This is a genomic window from Actinomyces israelii DSM 43320 (assembly GCF_000711965.1).
In the GTDB taxonomy this organism is placed as follows: Bacteria; Actinomycetota; Actinomycetes; order Actinomycetales; family Actinomycetaceae; genus Actinomyces; species Actinomyces israelii.
Genome location: NZ_JONS01000055.1, coordinates 1 through 18,395, shown reverse-complemented (window position 1 = coordinate 18,395; position 18,395 = coordinate 1). Strand labels below are relative to the sequence as shown.

Annotated in this window: 16 protein-coding genes and 2 pseudogenes; 13 read left to right on the top strand and 5 right to left on the bottom strand. The window is 66.5% G+C overall.

The features are described 5' to 3' along the window. The 13 genes and pseudogenes from O145_RS19935 to O145_RS13550 all read left to right on the top strand — a co-directional run. Positions 1-218: pseudogene (locus O145_RS19935) on the top strand (hypothetical protein); the annotation flags it as partial. A 203-nt stretch (positions 219-421) separates the two neighbouring features. Continuing rightward, the gene (locus O145_RS19930) at positions 422-706 is read left to right on the top strand and encodes a hypothetical protein (RefSeq protein WP_156966779.1); all 285 of its coding nucleotides are present in this window, start codon (positions 422-424) and stop codon (positions 704-706) included. Between the two features lie 283 nt (positions 707-989). Further along, positions 990-1,430 carry a hypothetical protein gene (locus O145_RS18385; RefSeq protein WP_156966778.1) on the top strand — a complete coding sequence of 147 codons (441 nt, stop codon included), beginning with the start codon at positions 990-992 and terminating at the stop codon, positions 1,428-1,430. A gap of 164 nt (positions 1,431-1,594) precedes the next feature. Continuing rightward, positions 1,595-1,840, top strand: a complete 246-nt coding sequence (locus tag O145_RS18380) for a hypothetical protein (protein ID WP_156966777.1) — start codon at positions 1,595-1,597, stop codon at positions 1,838-1,840. A 123-nt stretch (positions 1,841-1,963) separates the two neighbouring features. After that, complete coding sequence (locus O145_RS18375; RefSeq protein WP_156966776.1) at positions 1,964-2,134, top strand: hypothetical protein; 171 nt, start codon at positions 1,964-1,966, stop codon at positions 2,132-2,134. Between the two features lie 234 nt (positions 2,135-2,368). After that, positions 2,369-6,166, top strand: coding sequence for an FtsK/SpoIIIE domain-containing protein (locus O145_RS13585; protein ID WP_052375182.1), 3,798 nt, complete (start codon positions 2,369-2,371; stop codon positions 6,164-6,166). Between the two features lie 296 nt (positions 6,167-6,462). Further along, on the top strand, positions 6,463-6,636 hold the full coding sequence (locus tag O145_RS19370) for a hypothetical protein (RefSeq protein ID WP_229118581.1): 174 nt from the start codon (positions 6,463-6,465) through the stop codon (positions 6,634-6,636). A gap of 312 nt (positions 6,637-6,948) precedes the next feature. Then, complete coding sequence (locus O145_RS13575; RefSeq protein WP_229118580.1) at positions 6,949-7,230, top strand: hypothetical protein; 282 nt, start codon at positions 6,949-6,951, stop codon at positions 7,228-7,230. Continuing rightward, the gene (locus O145_RS13570) at positions 7,199-7,531 is read left to right on the top strand and encodes a transposase (protein WP_084682632.1); all 333 of its coding nucleotides are present in this window, start codon (positions 7,199-7,201) and stop codon (positions 7,529-7,531) included. Before O145_RS13575 ends, O145_RS13570 begins: the two co-directional genes overlap by 32 nt. Positions 7,532-7,552: 21 nt before the next feature. Then, positions 7,553-8,299: pseudogene (locus O145_RS13565) on the top strand (carboxylesterase family protein); the annotation flags it as partial. Positions 8,300-9,335: 1,036 nt separating this feature from the next. Further along, positions 9,336-11,060 (top strand): ATP-binding protein, encoded by a 1,725-nt coding sequence (locus O145_RS13560; protein ID WP_043563918.1) that lies wholly within the window; start codon positions 9,336-9,338, stop codon positions 11,058-11,060. Between the two features lie 176 nt (positions 11,061-11,236). Beyond that, entirely contained in the window at positions 11,237-11,602 is a 366-nt protein-coding gene (locus tag O145_RS13555; RefSeq protein WP_043563917.1) for a type II toxin-antitoxin system RelE/ParE family toxin, read from the top strand. 43 nt (positions 11,603-11,645) lie between these two features. Then, positions 11,646-11,900, top strand: a complete 255-nt coding sequence (locus O145_RS13550) for a helix-turn-helix domain-containing protein (protein WP_229118578.1) — start codon at positions 11,646-11,648, stop codon at positions 11,898-11,900. A gap of 210 nt (positions 11,901-12,110) precedes the next feature. Here the strand turns inward: O145_RS13550 and O145_RS13545 are convergent, their stop codons facing one another. From O145_RS13545 to nrdH, 5 genes are all read right to left on the bottom strand, one after another. Continuing rightward, positions 12,111-13,598 carry a sugar porter family MFS transporter gene (locus O145_RS13545; RefSeq protein ID WP_084682631.1) on the bottom strand — a complete coding sequence of 496 codons (1,488 nt, stop codon included), beginning with the start codon at positions 13,596-13,598 and terminating at the stop codon, positions 12,111-12,113. Positions 13,599-13,853: 255 nt separating this feature from the next. Continuing rightward, a complete protein-coding gene (locus tag O145_RS13540; RefSeq protein ID WP_043563915.1) occupies positions 13,854-14,795 on the bottom strand; it encodes a hypothetical protein in 942 nt (313 codons plus the stop codon). A gap of 768 nt (positions 14,796-15,563) precedes the next feature. After that, positions 15,564-17,720: a class 1b ribonucleoside-diphosphate reductase subunit alpha gene (gene nrdE, locus O145_RS13535; RefSeq protein WP_043563914.1), complete on the bottom strand. Its 2,157-nt coding sequence runs from the start codon at positions 17,718-17,720 to the stop codon at positions 15,564-15,566. Then, positions 17,705-18,130, bottom strand: a complete 426-nt coding sequence (gene nrdI / locus O145_RS13530) for a class Ib ribonucleoside-diphosphate reductase assembly flavoprotein NrdI (protein WP_043563913.1) — start codon at positions 18,128-18,130, stop codon at positions 17,705-17,707. The genes nrdE and nrdI overlap by 16 nt, the downstream gene beginning before the upstream one ends. Before the next feature lie 5 nt (positions 18,131-18,135). Then, a complete protein-coding gene (gene nrdH / locus O145_RS13525) occupies positions 18,136-18,381 on the bottom strand; it encodes a glutaredoxin-like protein NrdH (RefSeq protein WP_043563920.1) in 246 nt (81 codons plus the stop codon). Positions 18,382-18,395: the final 14 nt, after the last annotated feature.

Genomic DNA, 18,395 nt, shown 5'->3' with positions numbered 1-18,395 from the left:
ACGTCACCTTCGACGAGGACCGCCACCAACTGCCCACAACCACCACCGCCCGAGCCATGGCCACACTCAGGAACACCGCCATCAGCCTCATCCGCCTCACCAGCCCCGACCACCCCAGCCGACAACGCCGAAAAAGCAGCATCGCCTCCACCTGCCGCTACTGGGCAACCCACCCCCACCAAACCCTCCAACAACTCACACAACAACCCACCCCATAACAACGCCGACCCCCTGAGCAGCCCCTACGGTGTGGAGCCTGGGCACGTCTGTTACAAAACCTCTACTTCTTTCTCAACTGGATAACGCCCCCTCCTACCAGGATCCAATCGCAGCTTCGCGGAATGCCCTTGAGGCGCAGGCCTACGCAGAGGCCTCCAATAAAGGATTGATCACCGAGTCCGGGGCATACGATCCTCAGCGCATGAGCGATAAGGACGGGAACACCTACAGCTGGTTCTCCCCGGAGAACAAGACAATGGATCTGGCCGCGAATCCGAGTGATGCCCAGAATGAGCAGGTTCATAATTGGGCAAACAGCCTCAGGACAGCGCGCACCAATAACAATGAGGAAAGTTACCCTAATGCGACGGGTATTTTCAATAGTACGGATGCGGCAATCGATGCCGGCATGAACAGCGGAAAGGCGCGAATCTCGGGAGAGGACGGACAAGGGGGAGACGAGGGTGACATCAAGATCAAGAAGTAACCTCCGACGTACTATACACAATAAAGTCTACGAGAGGACCATGACGAATCACCCACTCACGGCTTCAATTTCAATGCGCAGGCGAGCAGCGGCAGGGCTCGCGGTAGCCTGCCTGACTTTCGGTGCTGTGGCTTGCACAGGCTTTACCAGCCCGCATCGCTCATCACAGGCTGAGAGCCACGCGCCAGTGACAGACGAGTACATATGCGGTGTACTGTCAACCAAAAATCTCAAGGAAACACTGGGATACGAGGTGCGCTCCTACCGATACTACAATAATCCCATGAAAAGCAGTGACAGAAATGGTCGTACTGAGTATAGTTATATTTGCAGCACTACATCCTATTCCGGTTCTGATCCGTTCGGTCTCTTTGAGTTGAGTTACGTGTCAAGCGATTCTTTAGGTAATGATCCTGGCTTTAACGGCGATTTACGTTTCGACGATATTCCGACCCATTTCCCAGACACCGCCAAAGCGGTCGAGTTCGAAGGGGAAGATGGCAAAGGGTGGTCGTGGACCGCGGACAATGGCGCATACATCGCATGGCACTATCCAGACGACAACATGCTCTATGTACGATTGACCAATGTACGGGACGGGCGCGTGTCGCTCGAGCAGCAGGATGAGTTGCGTCAAGTTTTCGCGCCTCTAATCGACGCCGTTCCACCCGTCGCGGCTGGCCCACCCGATAAAGACATTTTCCCAAGCCCACCCCCAACTTGATCTGACGCCATTCATTAATTGATTGTCTTTAAATCGGCCCGGCTGAGGAAGTGACGAAGAAAAAAGTGAGGAAGATCCGCGCTCTCATGTTGTAGTCGGGTATTGTCGGCGGTGGCTGCGGCTGTCACGGTGCTGGCTCTGGGGCCTGCGCGGGCTCGTGGCGCGTGGGTGGTGCCTCACCGTCGCCGACGGCTGTTGTCCCCACGAGCGCTGCGGCTGACGACACCTACACCTGCGCGGGTATCCCGGACTCGTCCATCCAGGCCATGCTCGGCCCCAACCTTTCCTTCTGGACCCGATACAGAGCAACTGCCGTGGCGGAGGCCACGTGCTGGATCCAAGCGGCCGGCTCCAAGGGAAGGCTGGTCGCCTACACCGACTTCATCACCCCCGACGACCAGAACCGGTGATTCGGCCACGACGCCGCCACCGGCGACACGACGTCGGCCTCCTCCTTCCTCGGCGTCGAGGGCACGGGCGAGGCCAAGGTCGGCACCGGCGTCACCCGGGACCCGCCCCTGTACGCCTCGACCTTGTTCATCTGCGGCGACCACTACCTCCTGCTGTCGGTCAACGACATGCGCGAGCTCCACAGCGACATCAGGACAGACCTGGTCAACCTGACCCAGTCCGCCCTGCCCGGGCTGTGCCAGGGCCGCCCCACCCCCAGCCAGCCACCGACCCCACAACCACACACCCCCTGAACCGGCCAGCCTGAGACAGCGGCTGGCGTCGACGACTCCGCGGTCAACCTGTTCCTTGGCGCGCAGTCTCCCCGAGGCGCCCGCGCCGTGGTAGGCCCGCAGCGAGGGTAGGATCTGGGTGCTGCGGCGGGAGGCCTCCCTCCGCAGGACCCCGATGCGCGGCGCCTGCTGATCGAGCTGGACCGCCGCGGCCTGAAGGGACCCGCGCGCTGGCCCGCCGACACCGTCCTGAGCGTGGGGGACACCCAGCTCATGATCGGGCCCGTGCCCGAGGCCGATGCCGTGGTGACCCCGACCGCCGGGGCGCCCACCGTCGACTTCAACCGCCCGCCGCGGCTGACCCGGCCCACGCGGCCCACCGTGTTCACGCTGCCGCGCAGGCCCAGGGACCTGCGCAAGCAGCCCTTCTCCCCGGCCATGCTCCTGGCGCCCATCGTCATGGGCGGGGTCATGTTCTTCTTCACCCACCGGCTGACATCGCTGCTGTTCCTCATGTTCTCCCCGATCATGATGATCGCCAACCGCCTCACCAGCCGCGCCAACAGCAAGAAGATGTTCCGCCAGGCGATGGCCCAGTACGAGGAGCAGAAGCTCGGCGCCGAGCGGGCCGCCTTCAAGGCGCTCATTCAGGAGCGCGGGCTGCGCAGGCAGGACCACCCCGACCCGGCGGAGGTCATGCTGCGCGCCACCGGCCCGCGCGCGGGACTGTGGGAGCGGCGCGTGCACGACCGGGACTGGCTCGACCTGAGGGTCGGCACGGCGGACATGCCCAGCGAGGTCGAGCTGAACGTGCCCGAGCGCGCCTCCTACGAGGAGCCGCTGAGGTGGACCGCGCCGGACGTGCCCGTCACCGTGCCCCTCGGGCGCCTGGGCGTCGCCGGCGTCGCCGGGCCCAGGCGCCGCGAGACGGCGCGCTGGATGGTGTCCCAGTGCGCGGTCCTCCACTCCCCCGCCGAGCTCAGCCTCACGGTGCTGGTCGCCCCGGCCATCGCCGAGATCGAGCAGCGCGCCGAGGAGCACGCCCCGCCGGGCACGCGCACCGTCGTCGTGCTCGACGGCGCCCGCGCGCTGCGCCTGGTGCCCGGCATGGTGCAGGTGCTGCGGGCGGGCCCGGCCGCGGGCATCATGTTCCTGTGCATCGACGAGGACCGGGTCTCGCTGCCCGAGGAGTGCCGGGCCGTCGTCATGGCCGACGAGCCGCTGGCCGCCGTCTCCCAGACCGACACCGACGAGGTCGAGCAGGTCGTGCTCGACGCCCCGCCGCCGGGCTGGGCCGAGCGGGTGGCGCGCAGCCTCGCTCCCGTGCGCGACGTGTCCTCCCAGGGGGCGCAGGGGGCGATCCCGCGCTCGTCCCGGTTCCTGGACGTCATCGGCCTGGGCGAGCCTGATGCCGGTGCGGTCCTGTCCCGGTGGGGCGGCGCCGGGCGGACAACCACCGCGGTCATTGGTGAGGATGCTGAGGGCGCGTTCGTGCTGGACGTGCGCGCGGACGGCCCTCACGCCCTGATCGCGGGGACCACGGGCTCGGGCAAGTCCGAGCTGCTGCAGACGCTCATCGCCTCCCTGTGCGTGGGCAACACGCCCGAGGCGATGACGTTCGTGCTGGTGGACTACAAGGGCGGGGCGGCGTTCAAGGACTGCGCGCGCCTGCCCCACACGGTGGGCATGGTCACCGACCTCGACGGGCACCTGACCTCCCGGGCCCTGGAGTCGCTGGGCGCCGAGCTGCGGCGCCGCGAGTACCAGCTGGCCCGGGCCGACGCCAAGGACATCGAGGACTACGTGGCGAGCATGCGGCCGGGCGACGAGCCCATGCCGCGCCTGATGCTCATCATCGACGAGTTCGCCGCCCTGGTGGCCGAGCTGCCCGACTTCGTCACCGGCCTGGTGGACATCGCCCGGCGCGGCCGCTCCCTGGGCGTGCACCTGGTGCTGGCGACCCAGCGGCCCGCGGGCGTGGTCTCGGCGGAGATCAAGTCCAACACGAACCTGCGCATCGCCCTGCGCGTGACCGACGAGGGCGACTCCCAGGACGTGGTCGAGTCCTCCGCCTCCGCCCACATCCCGCCCTCGATCCCGGGGCGGGCCTACGCGCGCCTGGGCCACGGGCGACTCATGCAGTTCCAGGCCTCCCGCGTGGGCGGGCGCCCGCGCGGGGCGGTGCGCGCCGAGCTGCGCACCTCGACACTGACCCTCAGTGAGCTCTCCCGGCCGGAGATTGCGCCTCCGGTGGCGGAGGAGGACGCAACCATCCCCACCGACCTGGCCACCCTGGTCGGGGCGATTGGCGGGGCCTTCTCCTCACTCGGCAGGCCGATGCCGCACCACCCGTGGCTGGAGCCGCTGCCCGAGGTCATTACCCTGGATGAGATCGACAGACGTCTTTATGAAGAGTTGCAGTCCCCGGCTGGCCAAGACGGCGCGTCTGAGATCGGTTTGGGAGACGGCGCCGCCGACGGCGGTTCCGCGGAGGCTGGTCCTGCCGGTGCGGATCCGCGGACGGAGGGCTTTCTACCGCCGCTGCCTCTCGGCCTGGAGGATCTTCCGGCGCTCCAGGCTCAGAGGCCGATGACCTGGGACTACACGCGCGCCGGGCACCTGGGCGTCGCCGGCGCCCCGCGCTCGGGGCGCTCGGCCCTCCTGCGCACCCTCGCGGCGGGGATCGCGCGCACGGCCTCGCCCGCCGACGTCCACCTCTACGGCCTGGACGCCAGCTCGGGCGCGCTGCTGCCGCTGGTCTCCCTGCCGCACACGGGCGCCGTCGTCACGCGCGACCAGCCGGACCGGGTGCGGCGCCTGCTCGGGCTGCTGGGCTGGGAGGTGGCGCGCCGCCAGCAGTTCCTCGCCGTCCACGGGTTCGCTTCCCTGTCCGAGCAGCGCGCGGCCGCACCGGAGGGGGAGCGGCTGCCCTACCTGCTTCTGTTCATCGATCGCTGGGACTCCTTCATGGCGAGCTTTGAGAATATCGATGGCGGGGCTCTGATCGAGAGCGTGGAGACTCTGCTGCGCGAGGGCGCCGCCGTGGGACTGCGTGTGGTCGTCGCCGGGGACCGCTCGGTCTTCCGCGGAAGGTTTGGGATGATGCTGGAGGACCGTCTCCTGCTGCGCATGCCGGCGTCCGACGACTTTGAGCTGGTAGGAATGCGGGCAAGGGACGTTCCCGTGTCAATGCCCGTGGGGCGTGCTTTTCGCAGTGGTATTACGCCCCGCGAGGTGCAGTTCGCGCTGCTGACGGCGAGCACCGTGGGCACGGCTCAGGTCGCCGCCATCCACGAGGCCGGGCGCCTGGCGACAGAGTGCTGGGGCGAGCCGTCACGCTCGCAGCGCCCCAGACGCGTGGACGAGCTGCCCATCACGATCACTGCTGACGAGGCGCTGGCCCTCGGCCCTGAGATCCGGTCGGGGAGCATCGCACTGGCCGTCGGCGGTGATGACCTGGGCCTGATTCCGGTCGCGATGGACGAGGTCGGCAATGGCGTGCTCGTGACCGGGCCCCGGCGCTCGGGGCGCTCGACCGCCCTCGCCTTCGGGGCGCGGACCGCACTGGCGGGTGGGACGCGACTTGTGCTTGTGCTGCCCCGGCGCTCCCCGGTGACCGCTCTGGGCGGTAGGGACGGGGTCGCAGCGGTCCTCGGTCCAGATACCAAGCCGAACGAGCTCCGTGACGCCCTCAAGGAGCGGCGTACCGAGACACTGCTCGTCGTCGACGACTTCGACGTGCTCGGAAACGACCACCCGCTCGGACCGGTCTTCGAGGAGCACCTCAAGGCCTGCCGGGACGCACCGGGAGGCGTGCTCATCACGTGCGGCATCGACGAGATCGGAGGCATGTACCGCGGCATCATCGCCCAAGTGCGCAAGAACCGGACCGGCCTCATCCTGGCGCCCCGCAACATGGACGACGGAGCGCACTTGTCGGTCAGGCTGTCGCGGTCGATAGGCGGCCCCGTACCCAAGGGCCGAGGCGTGCTCGTCACGACAAGCGGATGGACCTGGGTCCAGGTGCCGCGGTCCGAGGACGATGGCGAGTGATGCTTCTGGGACTCGCGTCAGGCCGAGGTACGGAACATCCGCGCATCCTGAACGGCTGGTGCGCTCTGGGACTAGTGCAAGGAAAATCTGTAGCGGGCGCAAGCGCCGGATGGTAAGGTAGAAACCGTTAGTAGATGATTCTACTGGATACATCGACGCGCAGGACAAGATCGCGATCGAGCATGCACCAGACGAAAATGACAAGTATGGCTGGAATTAAACAAAATGGCATTCTGGGGCGGCTGCTGCGGGATTCCTGGTTGGCGTCTGCGGAGCACCTCGTATAAGATAGCCTCATGCAGATCGACGTGGCGGACGAGGAACGGGACATCCTCATCAGGTGGAAGAAGCGCTCGGACACCTACAAGCTTGTGAGAATGAGGGCGGAGGCGATTCTGTACGCCGCCCGCGGCGTCGGCCTGGATATTAATTGCGGAGATGGTCGAGCGGGCCGAGGGGACGGTACGTGAGTGGCTGTCGGAATGGCGGAAATACAGGCTGAGCTCCGTGGTAACCGGTCACGCCGGCAACGAGAACGCGGCGAGGCTCAAGCGGGCGCAGAAGGAGGAGCTGGAGGAGATTCTCGGTAGACCGCCATCGGAGGCGGGCGTCAAGGCCGGTTTCTGGGACGTCCCGGCCCTTAAGGACGTCGTGTCCATCAGGTTCGGAGTCGGGTACAGGTCCGAGTCCTCCTATCGGCTGCTCATGCGCTTTCTGGGCATGAGCCTCTGCTCCCCGACCCGTTCGACAAGCGCCGCGACGAGAAGGCCATCGCCAGGCGGATGGCCGAGATCCGGCGCCAGGTCAACGATCTGCTGGAAGAAGGCTGGGAGGCCTGTACCGTCGACGAGGTCCGCGTGGAGCACGAGGCCGAGACCCGGCGCATGTGGCTTCCCAAGGGAAAGAGAACAAGGCTGTACGTGGACCGCAAGAAGGCGAGCCAGTCGTTCTTCGGGGCACTGAGCCTGACGACCAAGAAAATGAGGATCTACCCCATCGAGGGAAACCAGAACGCCGAGCAGACCCGCCCTCATGATGGGTCGCCTGGCGCGCGAGACCGATGAGGGGAAGAAGATCGCGGTGGTCCTGGACAACGCCAGGTTCCACCACGCCAAGGCCTTGAACGATCTTTATGCCCCCGGCCAGGCTCTGGAACGCATCACACCCATCTACATGCCCCCCTACGCCCCCGACCACAATCCCACAGAACACGTGTGGAACGCCGCCAAAGCCAACATCGCCAACCTCCAGCGCGACACCCCGGAGAACACCTTCGCGGCCTTCACCGCCTACATCACCAACCGCACCTTCGACTACGACTTCGAGCACCTCCCAATCACACCGCCACGCACCGATCTTGTTTAATTCCAGCCAGAACTCACCTTCAACGTGTTCCTGCCCGAGGGCTACTCCGGCTCCGGCTCCTACCCGCTGCTGCACTACATCGCCGACGCCAGCACCGTATCCGATGATCCCACCACCCCGTTATCGCAGTACGGCGCGCTCATCTGGGCGAGCAGCGTCACCCAGGCGGCCAATCCGTGCATTGTGGTGGCGCCCTCCTACACCGAGACGGTCCTGGACGACCATGACGGCTACACGACGACCGACTGGCTCGATATCACCGCCCGCTTCGTTGCATGGCTGCAGAGCCAGTACGCCATCGATTCCACCCGTGTCTACGGCACCGGGCAGTCCATGGGGTGCATGATCCACCTGGTCCTGGCGGGTAAGCAGCCCGACCTGTTCACGGCTCTCATGTTCGTCGACGGGCAGTGGGACCCGACTCAGCTCTCCGGTCTGGGCGAGTCCACATTCATCTACCATGTCGCGGGTGGGGACGAACCGGCCCTGGAGGGCCAGACCGCCACCGAGGACATGCTGACTCAGGCCGGCGTCGATTTCGCGGTTGCCGATGAGGAGTGGGATGCGACGGCGGACCCCTCCGTGCTCCTCCAGCAGGCAGAAGCACTATTCAGCAAGGAGAAGCCGCGCAACTTCTCCACCTTCGTCGCCGGAACGGTGATGACAGCGAACCCGACTCCGCAGTCGATGGAGCACATGGCCTCCTTCGAGCCCGCCTACAAGCTGACGGGGCTGCGGAACTGGCTGCTGTCCCAGCGCGGCGCCTGAGCGGACCGCCTGCGTCTGGCCCGCCGCACGCGCGCGGACTCGTTGCACCGACTCGCGCTCGCCGCCGGAGCCGGCCTCGGGTCATGGCAGGGAGGCCGACGAGGGCGGGAGGGCCCGACGTCGTGCCACACGCACCCTGCGGAGGGTCTCGAAAGCATTGTCCCTGCGCAATCCCTCCGCACCTGGGCCGTCACATGCGGCTGCCCGAGGCCCGCAGGCGTTGGGCAGCCCGGTGCGCCGCTCAGAACGCCCAGGCCAGGCGGGACGGCCAGGCCGGGCGGGCCAGGACGAGCGCCGTCAGGAGGATCTGCAGGAGGCTGTGTCTATGGCGGAGACGAGAGTGAATCTGGATATGCGGCATGCTCTCGACCGTACGCGAACAGTCTCGGAAAGGGAACAGGGAGGACTCCTCCGGTAGAGGAACTGCGGAGAAGGCGGCGGGCCGACGGGGTGCTCGGCGCAGTGGGCCCGCTCGGTGGCCGCCAGGCGCTTGGCAACCCCGCTCAGTGGCCTCGCCGAGCGCTCGGCAGCGTGACGCAGTGTCGGTCGATGTCGGCCTCCCGGGGCCTCCTGGGGTCTCGGAGAGTCCCGGCGCGGCTGGTGGAGGCCCACCGGCGGGTGCCCGCTGAGCCCCTTGAACCGATCTCGAGCCGGAGTACGACCGAGCTCGGTGAAGGAGACCGCGAAGTGGGCGGAGGCTGTGGGCGGGCTGGGCGTGCGGGCGCTCGGACGGGGCGCGCCGGGGCGTGAACGTACCTCCGCTGACGTTGAGGCCCGCCACTCACCCGACCCGGCCCGCACCGTCGCAGCGGGTCTCAGCGTCGGGCGGCCCAGCGGCCGCCGTCGAACGACGGTGGGCTACAGGCCTCGCCGGCCTCGGTGCCCGCCGGCCCCGGTGCTCGCCGACGGCCTCATGGCAGAACAGGTGCCGTCAGTGAAGAGATCAGGCCTCTCACTCTATAGAGTGACGCTCTCACTGTAGAAACTGTGCTTCTCACTCTACAAAGTGACGCCCTCACTGAGGCACAGTGACGTCGTGACCGACGACGACCTGCTCTCCCACGTCGCGCGCATGCGCCGGCAGCGCAGCGACGACGCCCTCGTGGAGGCGAAGGCCGCCGTCCACGATCTCCCGAAGAGCATCTGGGACACCATCTCCGCCTTCGCCAACACGGACGGGGGAACCGTCATCCTCGGACTCGACGAGCGCGAGAACTTCCAGCCGGCCGAGGGGTTCACCGAGTCGGTTGCCAGCCGGCGGATCAACGCTCTGACCACCGGACTCGACACCTCGTCGCAGGGGAGCGCCAAGGTGCTCCCCGTGCCGGGCTGTCACCCGGAGCGCGCCACCGTGGACGGCCGCCCCGTGGTCGTCCCCGACGTGCCCTCCCTGCGCGAGCGCCCGGACCTCGACTTGCCGTGCCATGTCACCGCCAAGGGGATTCAGAACGGCAGCTTCAAGCGCGTCGACGACCATGACGTCCGCCTGTCCTCCTACGAGGTGTACGTGCTGGCGAGCCGTCGGATCGAGGACCGTACGGATCGTGAGCCGGTGACCGGCACGACTCTCGAGGACCTCGACCCTCGGAACGTGGACCGCCTTCTCACCGAGCTTCGCAGCAGCGGCTCTCACATCCTCGACCATATCGCTGAGGACGACCGGGAGGCCGCCCTCAGGCGGCTCAACGTCCTGACATCCGACAGCGTCCCGACCTTCGCCGGATACGTCACGCTTTCCCCGTACCCGCAGCAGGAGCTTCCACGACTGGTCGTGGACGTCTCCGTTCATCCCGGCACCCAGAAGGCCCAGAAGGGCGACCTGCGCTTCCTCGATCGGCGGGTGTGCGACGGCCCTATTCCCCTTATGGTGGAGGACGCCGTGTCCGCGGTGGCACGAAATCTGCGCCGCCGCCGAATGACGAGAGGGGCGTTGGCGGAAGATGTTCTCGAGATTCCAGAAGACGTGTTACGGGAGGCCATCACGAATGCGGTGATGCACCGCGACTACTCCGCGCACGCTCAGGGGCAGACGGTTGCTGTGGACATCTATCAGGACCGGGTCGAGATCGGGAACCCCGGCGGCCTCTACGGGGGCAGGACCGTTGCCAATCTTGACGAGGGGATTCCCGTCTCCCGCAACAAGGTCCTTGCGAACCTTCTGCGCAGCGTTCCCCGCCCCTATGGCAGGGGTGTGGTGGCCGAGGCCGCCGGCACGGGTGTTCCGCGAATGATCGGCTCCATGCGCCAGCAGGGTCTGCCCGCGCCGGACTACGAGGCGACGACGATCGACCGCGTGACGGTCAAGCTGTCCCGCTTCGGCCTTCTCGACCCCGATGTGCGGGCGTGGCTCGACTCCCTTCCCGGCGGGCCGCGGGGCACCGCGGCGGACTCCGTTCTGGCGCTGGCGCGCAGGGACGGGAAGGTGCGGGTCGTCGATGTGCGGCGAAATCTCGGTCTCGACTCCGACGACGTGCGCGACCTCCTCGGCGGGCTCGTTGCGGAGGGGCTTCTGGTCGGCATGAACGACGGCCCCCACCTACTCGCCGACCTCAGGCTGCGCATGGCGGGCACCGGGGCCAGGTGGGCGGTCCTGTCTGTCCTCGATACCCGGGAGCCGCTGAAGATCCAGGACATCGCCGAGCGGACGGACAAGTCCCCCACCGCGCTCCGACCGCTTCTGCGCGCGCTGATCAGCGACGGGCTGGTGACCGCGACGGCGCCGCCCACCAGCCGCAACCGCGCCTACCTGCTCGCCGAGTAGGCCGCCCAGACGATCGATTCCGAAGGTGGTGAGCGGGCCGACCGCTTCTCGCCCGCAGCTCCGCCGCCGGTGCAGCCGCGGGATCGTGCCGATCCCGCGGCTGCACCGGCGCCGAACCACAGCGGCGGGCACGGCCCCGCTTCCATCCGGTATAGACCATGATCTATACTGGATGAGTGGCATGGGAGGTAATCCTGTGGGAGGACGTGGAGTCATGGTTGCTGAGTCTCGACGACGTCTCCTACGACCTGGTCGCCGCCGCCATCGATCACCTGGCGGCAGTCGGACCGACCCTTGGACGGCCACTTGTTGACCTGCTCATCGGTTCCCACTATCACAACCTGAAGGAACTTCGTCCTGGATCCTCCGGGCGCAGCGAGATACGCATCCTGTTCGCCTTCGACTCTCGCAGAAGAGCCGTGCTCCTCATCGCCGGGGACAAACGAGGGCGCTGGCAGCAGTGGTACCGGGAAAGCATCCCGCTCGCCGAGCTCCGATTCGATCAATGGCTGAGGGAGAGCAATGATGACGAGAACGAGTAGCTGGGAGGCCGTGCGCCGCCGCCGGCCGCCGCACGAGAGTGCTGTGGCCGAGCACCGAGCACGCTTCGCGGCAGAGCAGACGGCATACCGACTCCGGGAGATCCGCGAGCAGCAGGGACTGACACAGGCCGAGGTCGCCGAGAGGATGGGCCTGACCCAGCCGACAATCTCAGCACTCGAGTCGGGCGACCTGAGCCGCTCCGGTCTGGCAACTCTGCACGCCTACATCACCGCGCTCGGCGGCACCGTAGAACTGACCGCCGCCTTCGGTGACCAGCGTCTCATCATCGCAACCTGACTGCACCTGCCCGCTCCATCTCGACGGCGCAGACACTTCCCGACATCGGCGACCGCGCGGGCCCCCTCAAGCAGGATCTCGCGGGATCGTGCCGATCCCACCACGCCCGGAACCGCCGACACCTGAGAAGCGCGCGGAGGCCGTAACTTCCCAAGCAGCTCCCGATCAGCGGCGCACCCAGCCCCGGAACCAGTCACCCGGACCGTCGGATCAGACCGTCAGCTCCTCCATGTCCTCCAGCTCCTTGCCCTTGGTCTCGGGGATCCTGAGGAAGACGAAGACGAGGGACAGCAGGGCGCACAGGGCGTAGAACCCGTAGGCGAAGGTCAGGCCGATATTGGACAGGACCGGGAAGGTCGTGGAGATGACGAAGTTCGCCACCCACTGGGCGGCCGCCGCCACCGCCAGCGCTCCGGCGCGGATACGGTTGGGGAACATCTCCCCCAGCAGCACCCACACCAGCGGGCCCCAGGTGGTTCCGAAGGCCACCACGAACAGGTTGGCCGACACCAGCGCGATGGGAGCCCAGGGCGCCTCCAGGGTGACCTCACCGTCACTGACGTTGGCGAAGGAGAAGGCCAGGGCCATGAGCCCCAGGGCGACGGTCATGAAGAACGACCCGGCCAGCAGCATGGGCCGCCGTCCGACCCTGTCCACCAGGAGGATGGCCACGATGGTGACCACGATATTGGTGACCGAGGTGATGACCGTGATGGTCAGGGCGTCGGACTCCTGGAAGCCGACGGTGCGCCACAGGGTGGTGGAGTAGTAGAAGATGACGTTGATGCCCACGAACTGCTGGAAGATCGACAGCAGGATGCCCACCCAGACGATGGGCCTGAGACCGAGGGTGCTGCCGCGCAGATCGGCCAGGGACTCGCGCTTGGCGGAGTCGATGGTGGAGCGGATCTCCTCGATCTTGAGGTTGACGTTGACGATGCCGGTGAAGTCGTAGAGGACCTGGGACGCCTTGTCGTAGTCGCCGCGCGCCACGAGGAAGCGCGGGGACTCGGGCAGTCGGAAGGCGAAGAGGCCGTAGACCAGGGCGGGCACGGCCTCGGCAATGAACATCCAGCGCCAGGCCTCCATGCCGAACCAGAGCTCGTTGGCCGCGCTGCCGGCGAGGCCGGCGAACATGGCGTCGGCCAGCAGCGAGGAGAAGATGCCGACGACGATTGCCAGCTGCTGGAGGGAGCCCAGGCGCCCGCGCACGCTGGCCGGGGAGACCTCGGCGATGTAGGCCGGGGCGATGACGGAGGCGGCACCCACGCCCAGGCCGCCGACGACGCGCCAGACGATGAAGTCGACGACCCCGAAGGCCAGGCCGGAGCCGAGCGCGCTGGCCAGGAACATGACGGCGGCGATGAGCATGACGGGCACGCGGCCCATGCGGTTGGCGACAGGCCCGGCGAACCAGGCGCCGAGGGTGCAGCCGATGAGGGCGGAGGAGACGGCGAAGCCCTTGAGCGCGGCGTTGAGCTCGAACGTGCCGGCGAGGGCGTCGACGGCGCCGTTGATGACCGCGGTGTCGAAGCCGAAGAGGAAGCCGCCGAGTGCGGCGGCCACACAGATGCCGATGACTCGGGCGTTGAGGCGGCTGACGGTGGACGAGCCGGTTGAGCCGGATGCCGAGGTGGATTCTGGGCTGGAGTCGGAGGTGGACGGTGGGTTGTCGTTGGAATGGGCAGGATCTGGCATGGTGATGTCCTGACGTCGTCATCGGCCCGTGCCTGTCGTGCACTGCGCCGCGGCAGGCACGGGGTGCGGACCCGTCAAGCGTACGTCGGTGCGCCCGGTCACACACGGTTTTCGGCCCCGCCCCGTCCGGCCTCCTCGCTTACTACGCTCCTTTGTCCTTTACTGTACGAGGAAAAAGAGCGTAGTAAGGGACAAAGGAGCGTAGTAAGCGATCGCAGACCCCGAGGCGCCGCGCTGGGCAGCGCCTGAGGACCGTCACGACCTGACGCCGGCCCTCTTGAGGATGTCCCGAGCCTCGCGGGCCGAGTTCGAGGCCTCCGCGTCAACGCCGGGGACGCCGTCCTTCACCGTGTATGAGAAGCGCGTGCCGTCCTCCACGCCATAGATATCGACGTACTCAAGCACCGGCGTGTCGACGACGGCCCGCAGGACGGCAGCCGCGGCGTCCTTCTCGGATCCGGAGACGCTCTGAGGAAGATGAACCGTCAGGGTCACGAGATCACTCTCGGAAGCAGATTCGCTTTCCAAGGTCAGCGAGTAAGGGTCAGAAGCCGTTCCGCGAACGATCATGCGGCTGATCACCTTGCCGAGCAGAACCGCGGAAAGGTCCTCGCCGCTGGCGGTGCCGACCGTCACGCTCCAGCCGGGCAGCCCCACGTGGTCCTTCACGACGTACACTGTGCCGCTGGGAGAGGAGGGGCAGGAGACAACAAGATCATCGGGCAGGTCGTCCCCGTCCCCGCGATCAATCTCGATCTGGGTCTGAGAGCCGCTCACGCTCTGCGCCGATCCGCCGGCAAGACCCGCCGCCAGCCGAACCATCTCCTCCTCCCGCTCGGGATCCTCATTCTTATCGCCCAGATCCGGCAGGTTCAGTGTCACGGCGGTGCCCGAGGCACTCCACACGAGAGTCGGGAAGACCGACGCCCCGCGTCTGGTGTACGCGGTGCGAGCCTGAGCGAGCATGTCCAGGATCTGCTCGAGCTCGGCGTCGTCGACAAGAGTCAGCTGAACATCGGTGCGATAGCCGTTGGCGGAGTCGCCGGTGCGATCCGCCGATGCGTCCTGGACGATCGGGAAGCCCTCGAAGTAGTCCTCAACCTCTCTGCCGTGCGCATTGGCACCGCAGCCGAGCAGGCCCATGACGCCCAGGACCGAGGAGACCGCGAAGGCGCGTCGCGGCAACGAGACAGGCATGGGAGCAGGGTACCCGCGCGCCTGTCGCCCCGGGATCAGGCTACGCCGGCGCTGACACAAACACTTGCGTTGCAGACGGCGCCTGCGTACCCTGGTCCCGCAAGGGGCAGTAGCCCTGCGAAGTGGGCCCGGCAGCCCTCCGGACGGTGGGCGAGCCGGGTTCCGCGCCTTCTTAGAGGGTTATAGGAACCTCAACTGGCCTCATCAGGCGAGCCATCCTCTTCCACTCTCCGCCTCTGCACCAACACCAGGCGATAGCATCGGGCAACCATAGCAATGGCTCTTCGCGAGCATGCAGGTGACCGAAAGTACCATCCCAGCCATGACTGAGTTCTTGACTGAGAACTTGCTTGTCTGGCTTCAGGACCGAATCATCCTGATCCAGGACGAGCTGCTGACAGCCCGAGCGTCGATGCCGTCTCGCTAGCACCTTAAGAATTTTTGGTCGAGCCACCCTAGGGGGACTGTCAAGATGATATATTTCGATACCGATATTCATCTGCTGAATATCCGACACAACCGCTCGTCTCACAGAGGGGCGCTCATTGGTGAAATGCAGGGACCGTTGATTCGACCGCAAATGCGTGCGTAAAATCCTTCTTATTTTATGCACGTCAGACGGTCTAACCAATACTGCGACAATCGTGTAACCACGAACCTCCGACTCGTCTATAAAAACCCGGTAAGGGCGAGCGGACTCCCAGCCGGCGACACCATTTAGAATATTTGTGCCCATAACTCAGCACCAGTCAACGCCAACCACCGTCTCTACAGCATGCAGGAGACGCAGCCCTCGACCTCGGTGCCGGTCAGGGCCGCCTGGCGCAGGCGGATGTAGTAGAGGGTCTTGATGCCCTTGCGCCAGGCGTAGATCTGGGCCCGGTTGACGTCGCGCGTGGTCGCGGTGTCCGGGAAGAACAGGGTGAGGCTCAGGCCCTGGTCCACGTGCTGGGTGGCCGCGGCGTAGGTGTCGATGATCTTCTCCGGGCCGATCTCGTAGGCGTCCTGGTAGTACTCCAGGTTGTCGTCCGTCATGTAGGGAGCCGGGTAGTAGACGCGCCCGATCTTGCCCTCCTTGCGGATCTCGATCTTGGCCACAATGGGGTGGATCGACGACGTCGAGTGGTTGATGTAGGAGATCGAGCCGGTCGGCGGCACCGCCTGCAGGTTGCGGTTGTAGATGCCGTCACGCCGGATCTTCTCGGCCAGCTCCGCCCAGTCCGCGCGCGTGGGCACGTGCACGCTGGAGGCCTCGAAGATCTCCCGGACGCGGTCGGTGACGGGAACGAAGTCCCGGGTCGTGTACTTCTCGAAGAACTCGCCGGTGGCGTACGCGGAATCCTCGAAGCCGACGAAGGTCCGGCCGCGCTCGACGGCGAGGTCGTGCGAGGCGCTCAGGGCCGCGAAGAGCACGCAGGCGAAGTAGACGTTGGTGAAGTCCAGGCCCTCCTCGCAGCCGTAGAGGATCCTCTCGCGGGCGAGGAAGCCGTGAAGGTTCATCTGCCCGAGCCCGATGGCGTGGGACTCGCGGTTGCCGCGGTCGATCGAGGGCACGCTCGGCAGGTGGGTCTGCTCCGAGACGGCGGTCAGCCCCCGCACCGCGGTCGCGATCGTCCTGGCGAAGTCCGGAGAGTCCATGGTCCTGGCGATATTGAGGCTGCCCAGGTTGCAGGAGATGTCCTTGCCGACGTGCGCGTAGGACAGGTCCTCATTCAGCACGCTCGGCTCGGAGACCTGCAGGATCTCCGAGCACAGGTTGGACATGACCACCTTGCCCTTGACCGGGTTGGCGCGGTTGACCGTGTCCTCGAACACGACGTACGGGTAGCCCGACTCGAACTGGATCTCGGCCAGGGTCTGGAAGAACCTGCGCGCGTTGATCTTGGTCTTCTTAATGCGCGCGTCGTCGACCATCTCACGGTACTTCTCGGTGACATCGAGGTCCGCGAACGGCACCCCGTGGACGCGCTCGACGTCGTAGGGGCTGAACAGGTACATGTCCTCGTCATTCCGGGCCAGCTCGAAGGTGATATCGGGAATGACGACGCCGAGCGACAGGGTCTTGATGCGGATCTTCTCATCCGCGTTCTCGCGCTTGGTGTCCAGGAACCGCATAATGTCGGGGTGGTGGGCGTGCAGGTACACGGCCCCCGCGCCCTGGCGCGCCCCCAACTGGTTGGCGTAGGAGAAGGAGTCCTCCAGCAGCTTCATCACCGGGATGACGCCGCTGGACTGGTTTTCAATGCGCTTGATGGGCGCGCCCATCTCACGCAGGTTGCTCAGCAGCAGGGCCACTCCCCCGCCCCGCTTGGACAGCTGCAGGGCGGAGTTGATGCCCCGGGCGATCGACTCCATATTGTCCTCGATGCGCACGAGGAAGCAGGAGACGGGCTCGCCGCGCTGGGCCTTGCCCTCGTTGAGGAACGTGGGCGTGGCCGGCTGGAAGCGGCCGGTCATCATCTCCTCGATGAGGTCCAGGGCCAGCTGCTCGTCGCCGTCGGCCAGCGCCAGGGCCACCATGGTGACCCGGTCCTCGAAGCGCTCCAGGTAGCGCTTTCCGTCGAAGGTCTTGAGCGTGTACGAGGTGTAGTACTTGAAGGCGCCCAGGAAGGTCTCGAAGCGGAACCTGTGCGCGTAGGCGGCCTTGAAGGCGGCCTTGACGAACTCCGGGGAGTAGCGCTCCAGGACGCCCCCCTCGTAGTAGCCCTCCTCGACCAGGTAGTCGAGCTTCTCCTCGATGTCGTGGAAGAAGACCGTGTTCTGGTTGACGTGCTGGAGGAAGTACTGGCGCGCGGCCTGGCGGTCCGCGTCGAACTGGATCCTCCCGCTGGCGTCGTACAGGTTCAGCCTGGCGTTGAGAGCGTGGTAGTCGAGCTCCGGGGAGGGGGCGGGCTCCAGCCCGGTGTCCGTCAGCGTGTCTGCCAAAAGTCTTCCAATCCTTGTCTGACGCGTGCGACGTCGGTGGGCGTCCCCAGAAGCTCGTAGCGGTACAGGAACGGCACCCCGAGCTTGCTCGCGATAATGTCGCCGGCGAGGCAGTACGCCTCACCGAAGTTGGTGTTCCCCGAGGCGATCACGCCCCGGCACAGGGAACGGTTGCGCGGGTCGTTGAGGAACGCGATGACCTGCTTGGGCACGGCCCCCCTGACGGACCCCCCGCCGTAGGTCGGCACGAACAGGACGTACTCCTCACCGACCGTGAGCGGCTCATCCCGACGGCGCAGCGGAATACGCGCACTGCGATAACCGAGCCTGCCCACGAAGCGGTGAGTGTTCTCCGAGGCGGAGGAGAAGTACACCAGGAGCGGGCCGCCCCCGGGACTCGAGGCGGGCACGCCCCTCAGACCGCGAGGGCCTCGACGGCGACGGCCAGGGCCTTGATCTTGTCCGGACGGAAACCGGACCAGTGGTCCTCTCCGGCCACGACCACAGGGGCCTGGGCGTAGCCGAGGGCCCTGACCTGCTCGAGGGCCTCGACATCGAGCGCGACGTCCACCGTCCGGTAGACCAGACCCGCCTTGTCCAGGGCGCGGTAGGTAGCGCTGCACTGCACGCAGTTGGGCTTGGAGTAGACGGTGATCGCCATATCGGTCACTTCCT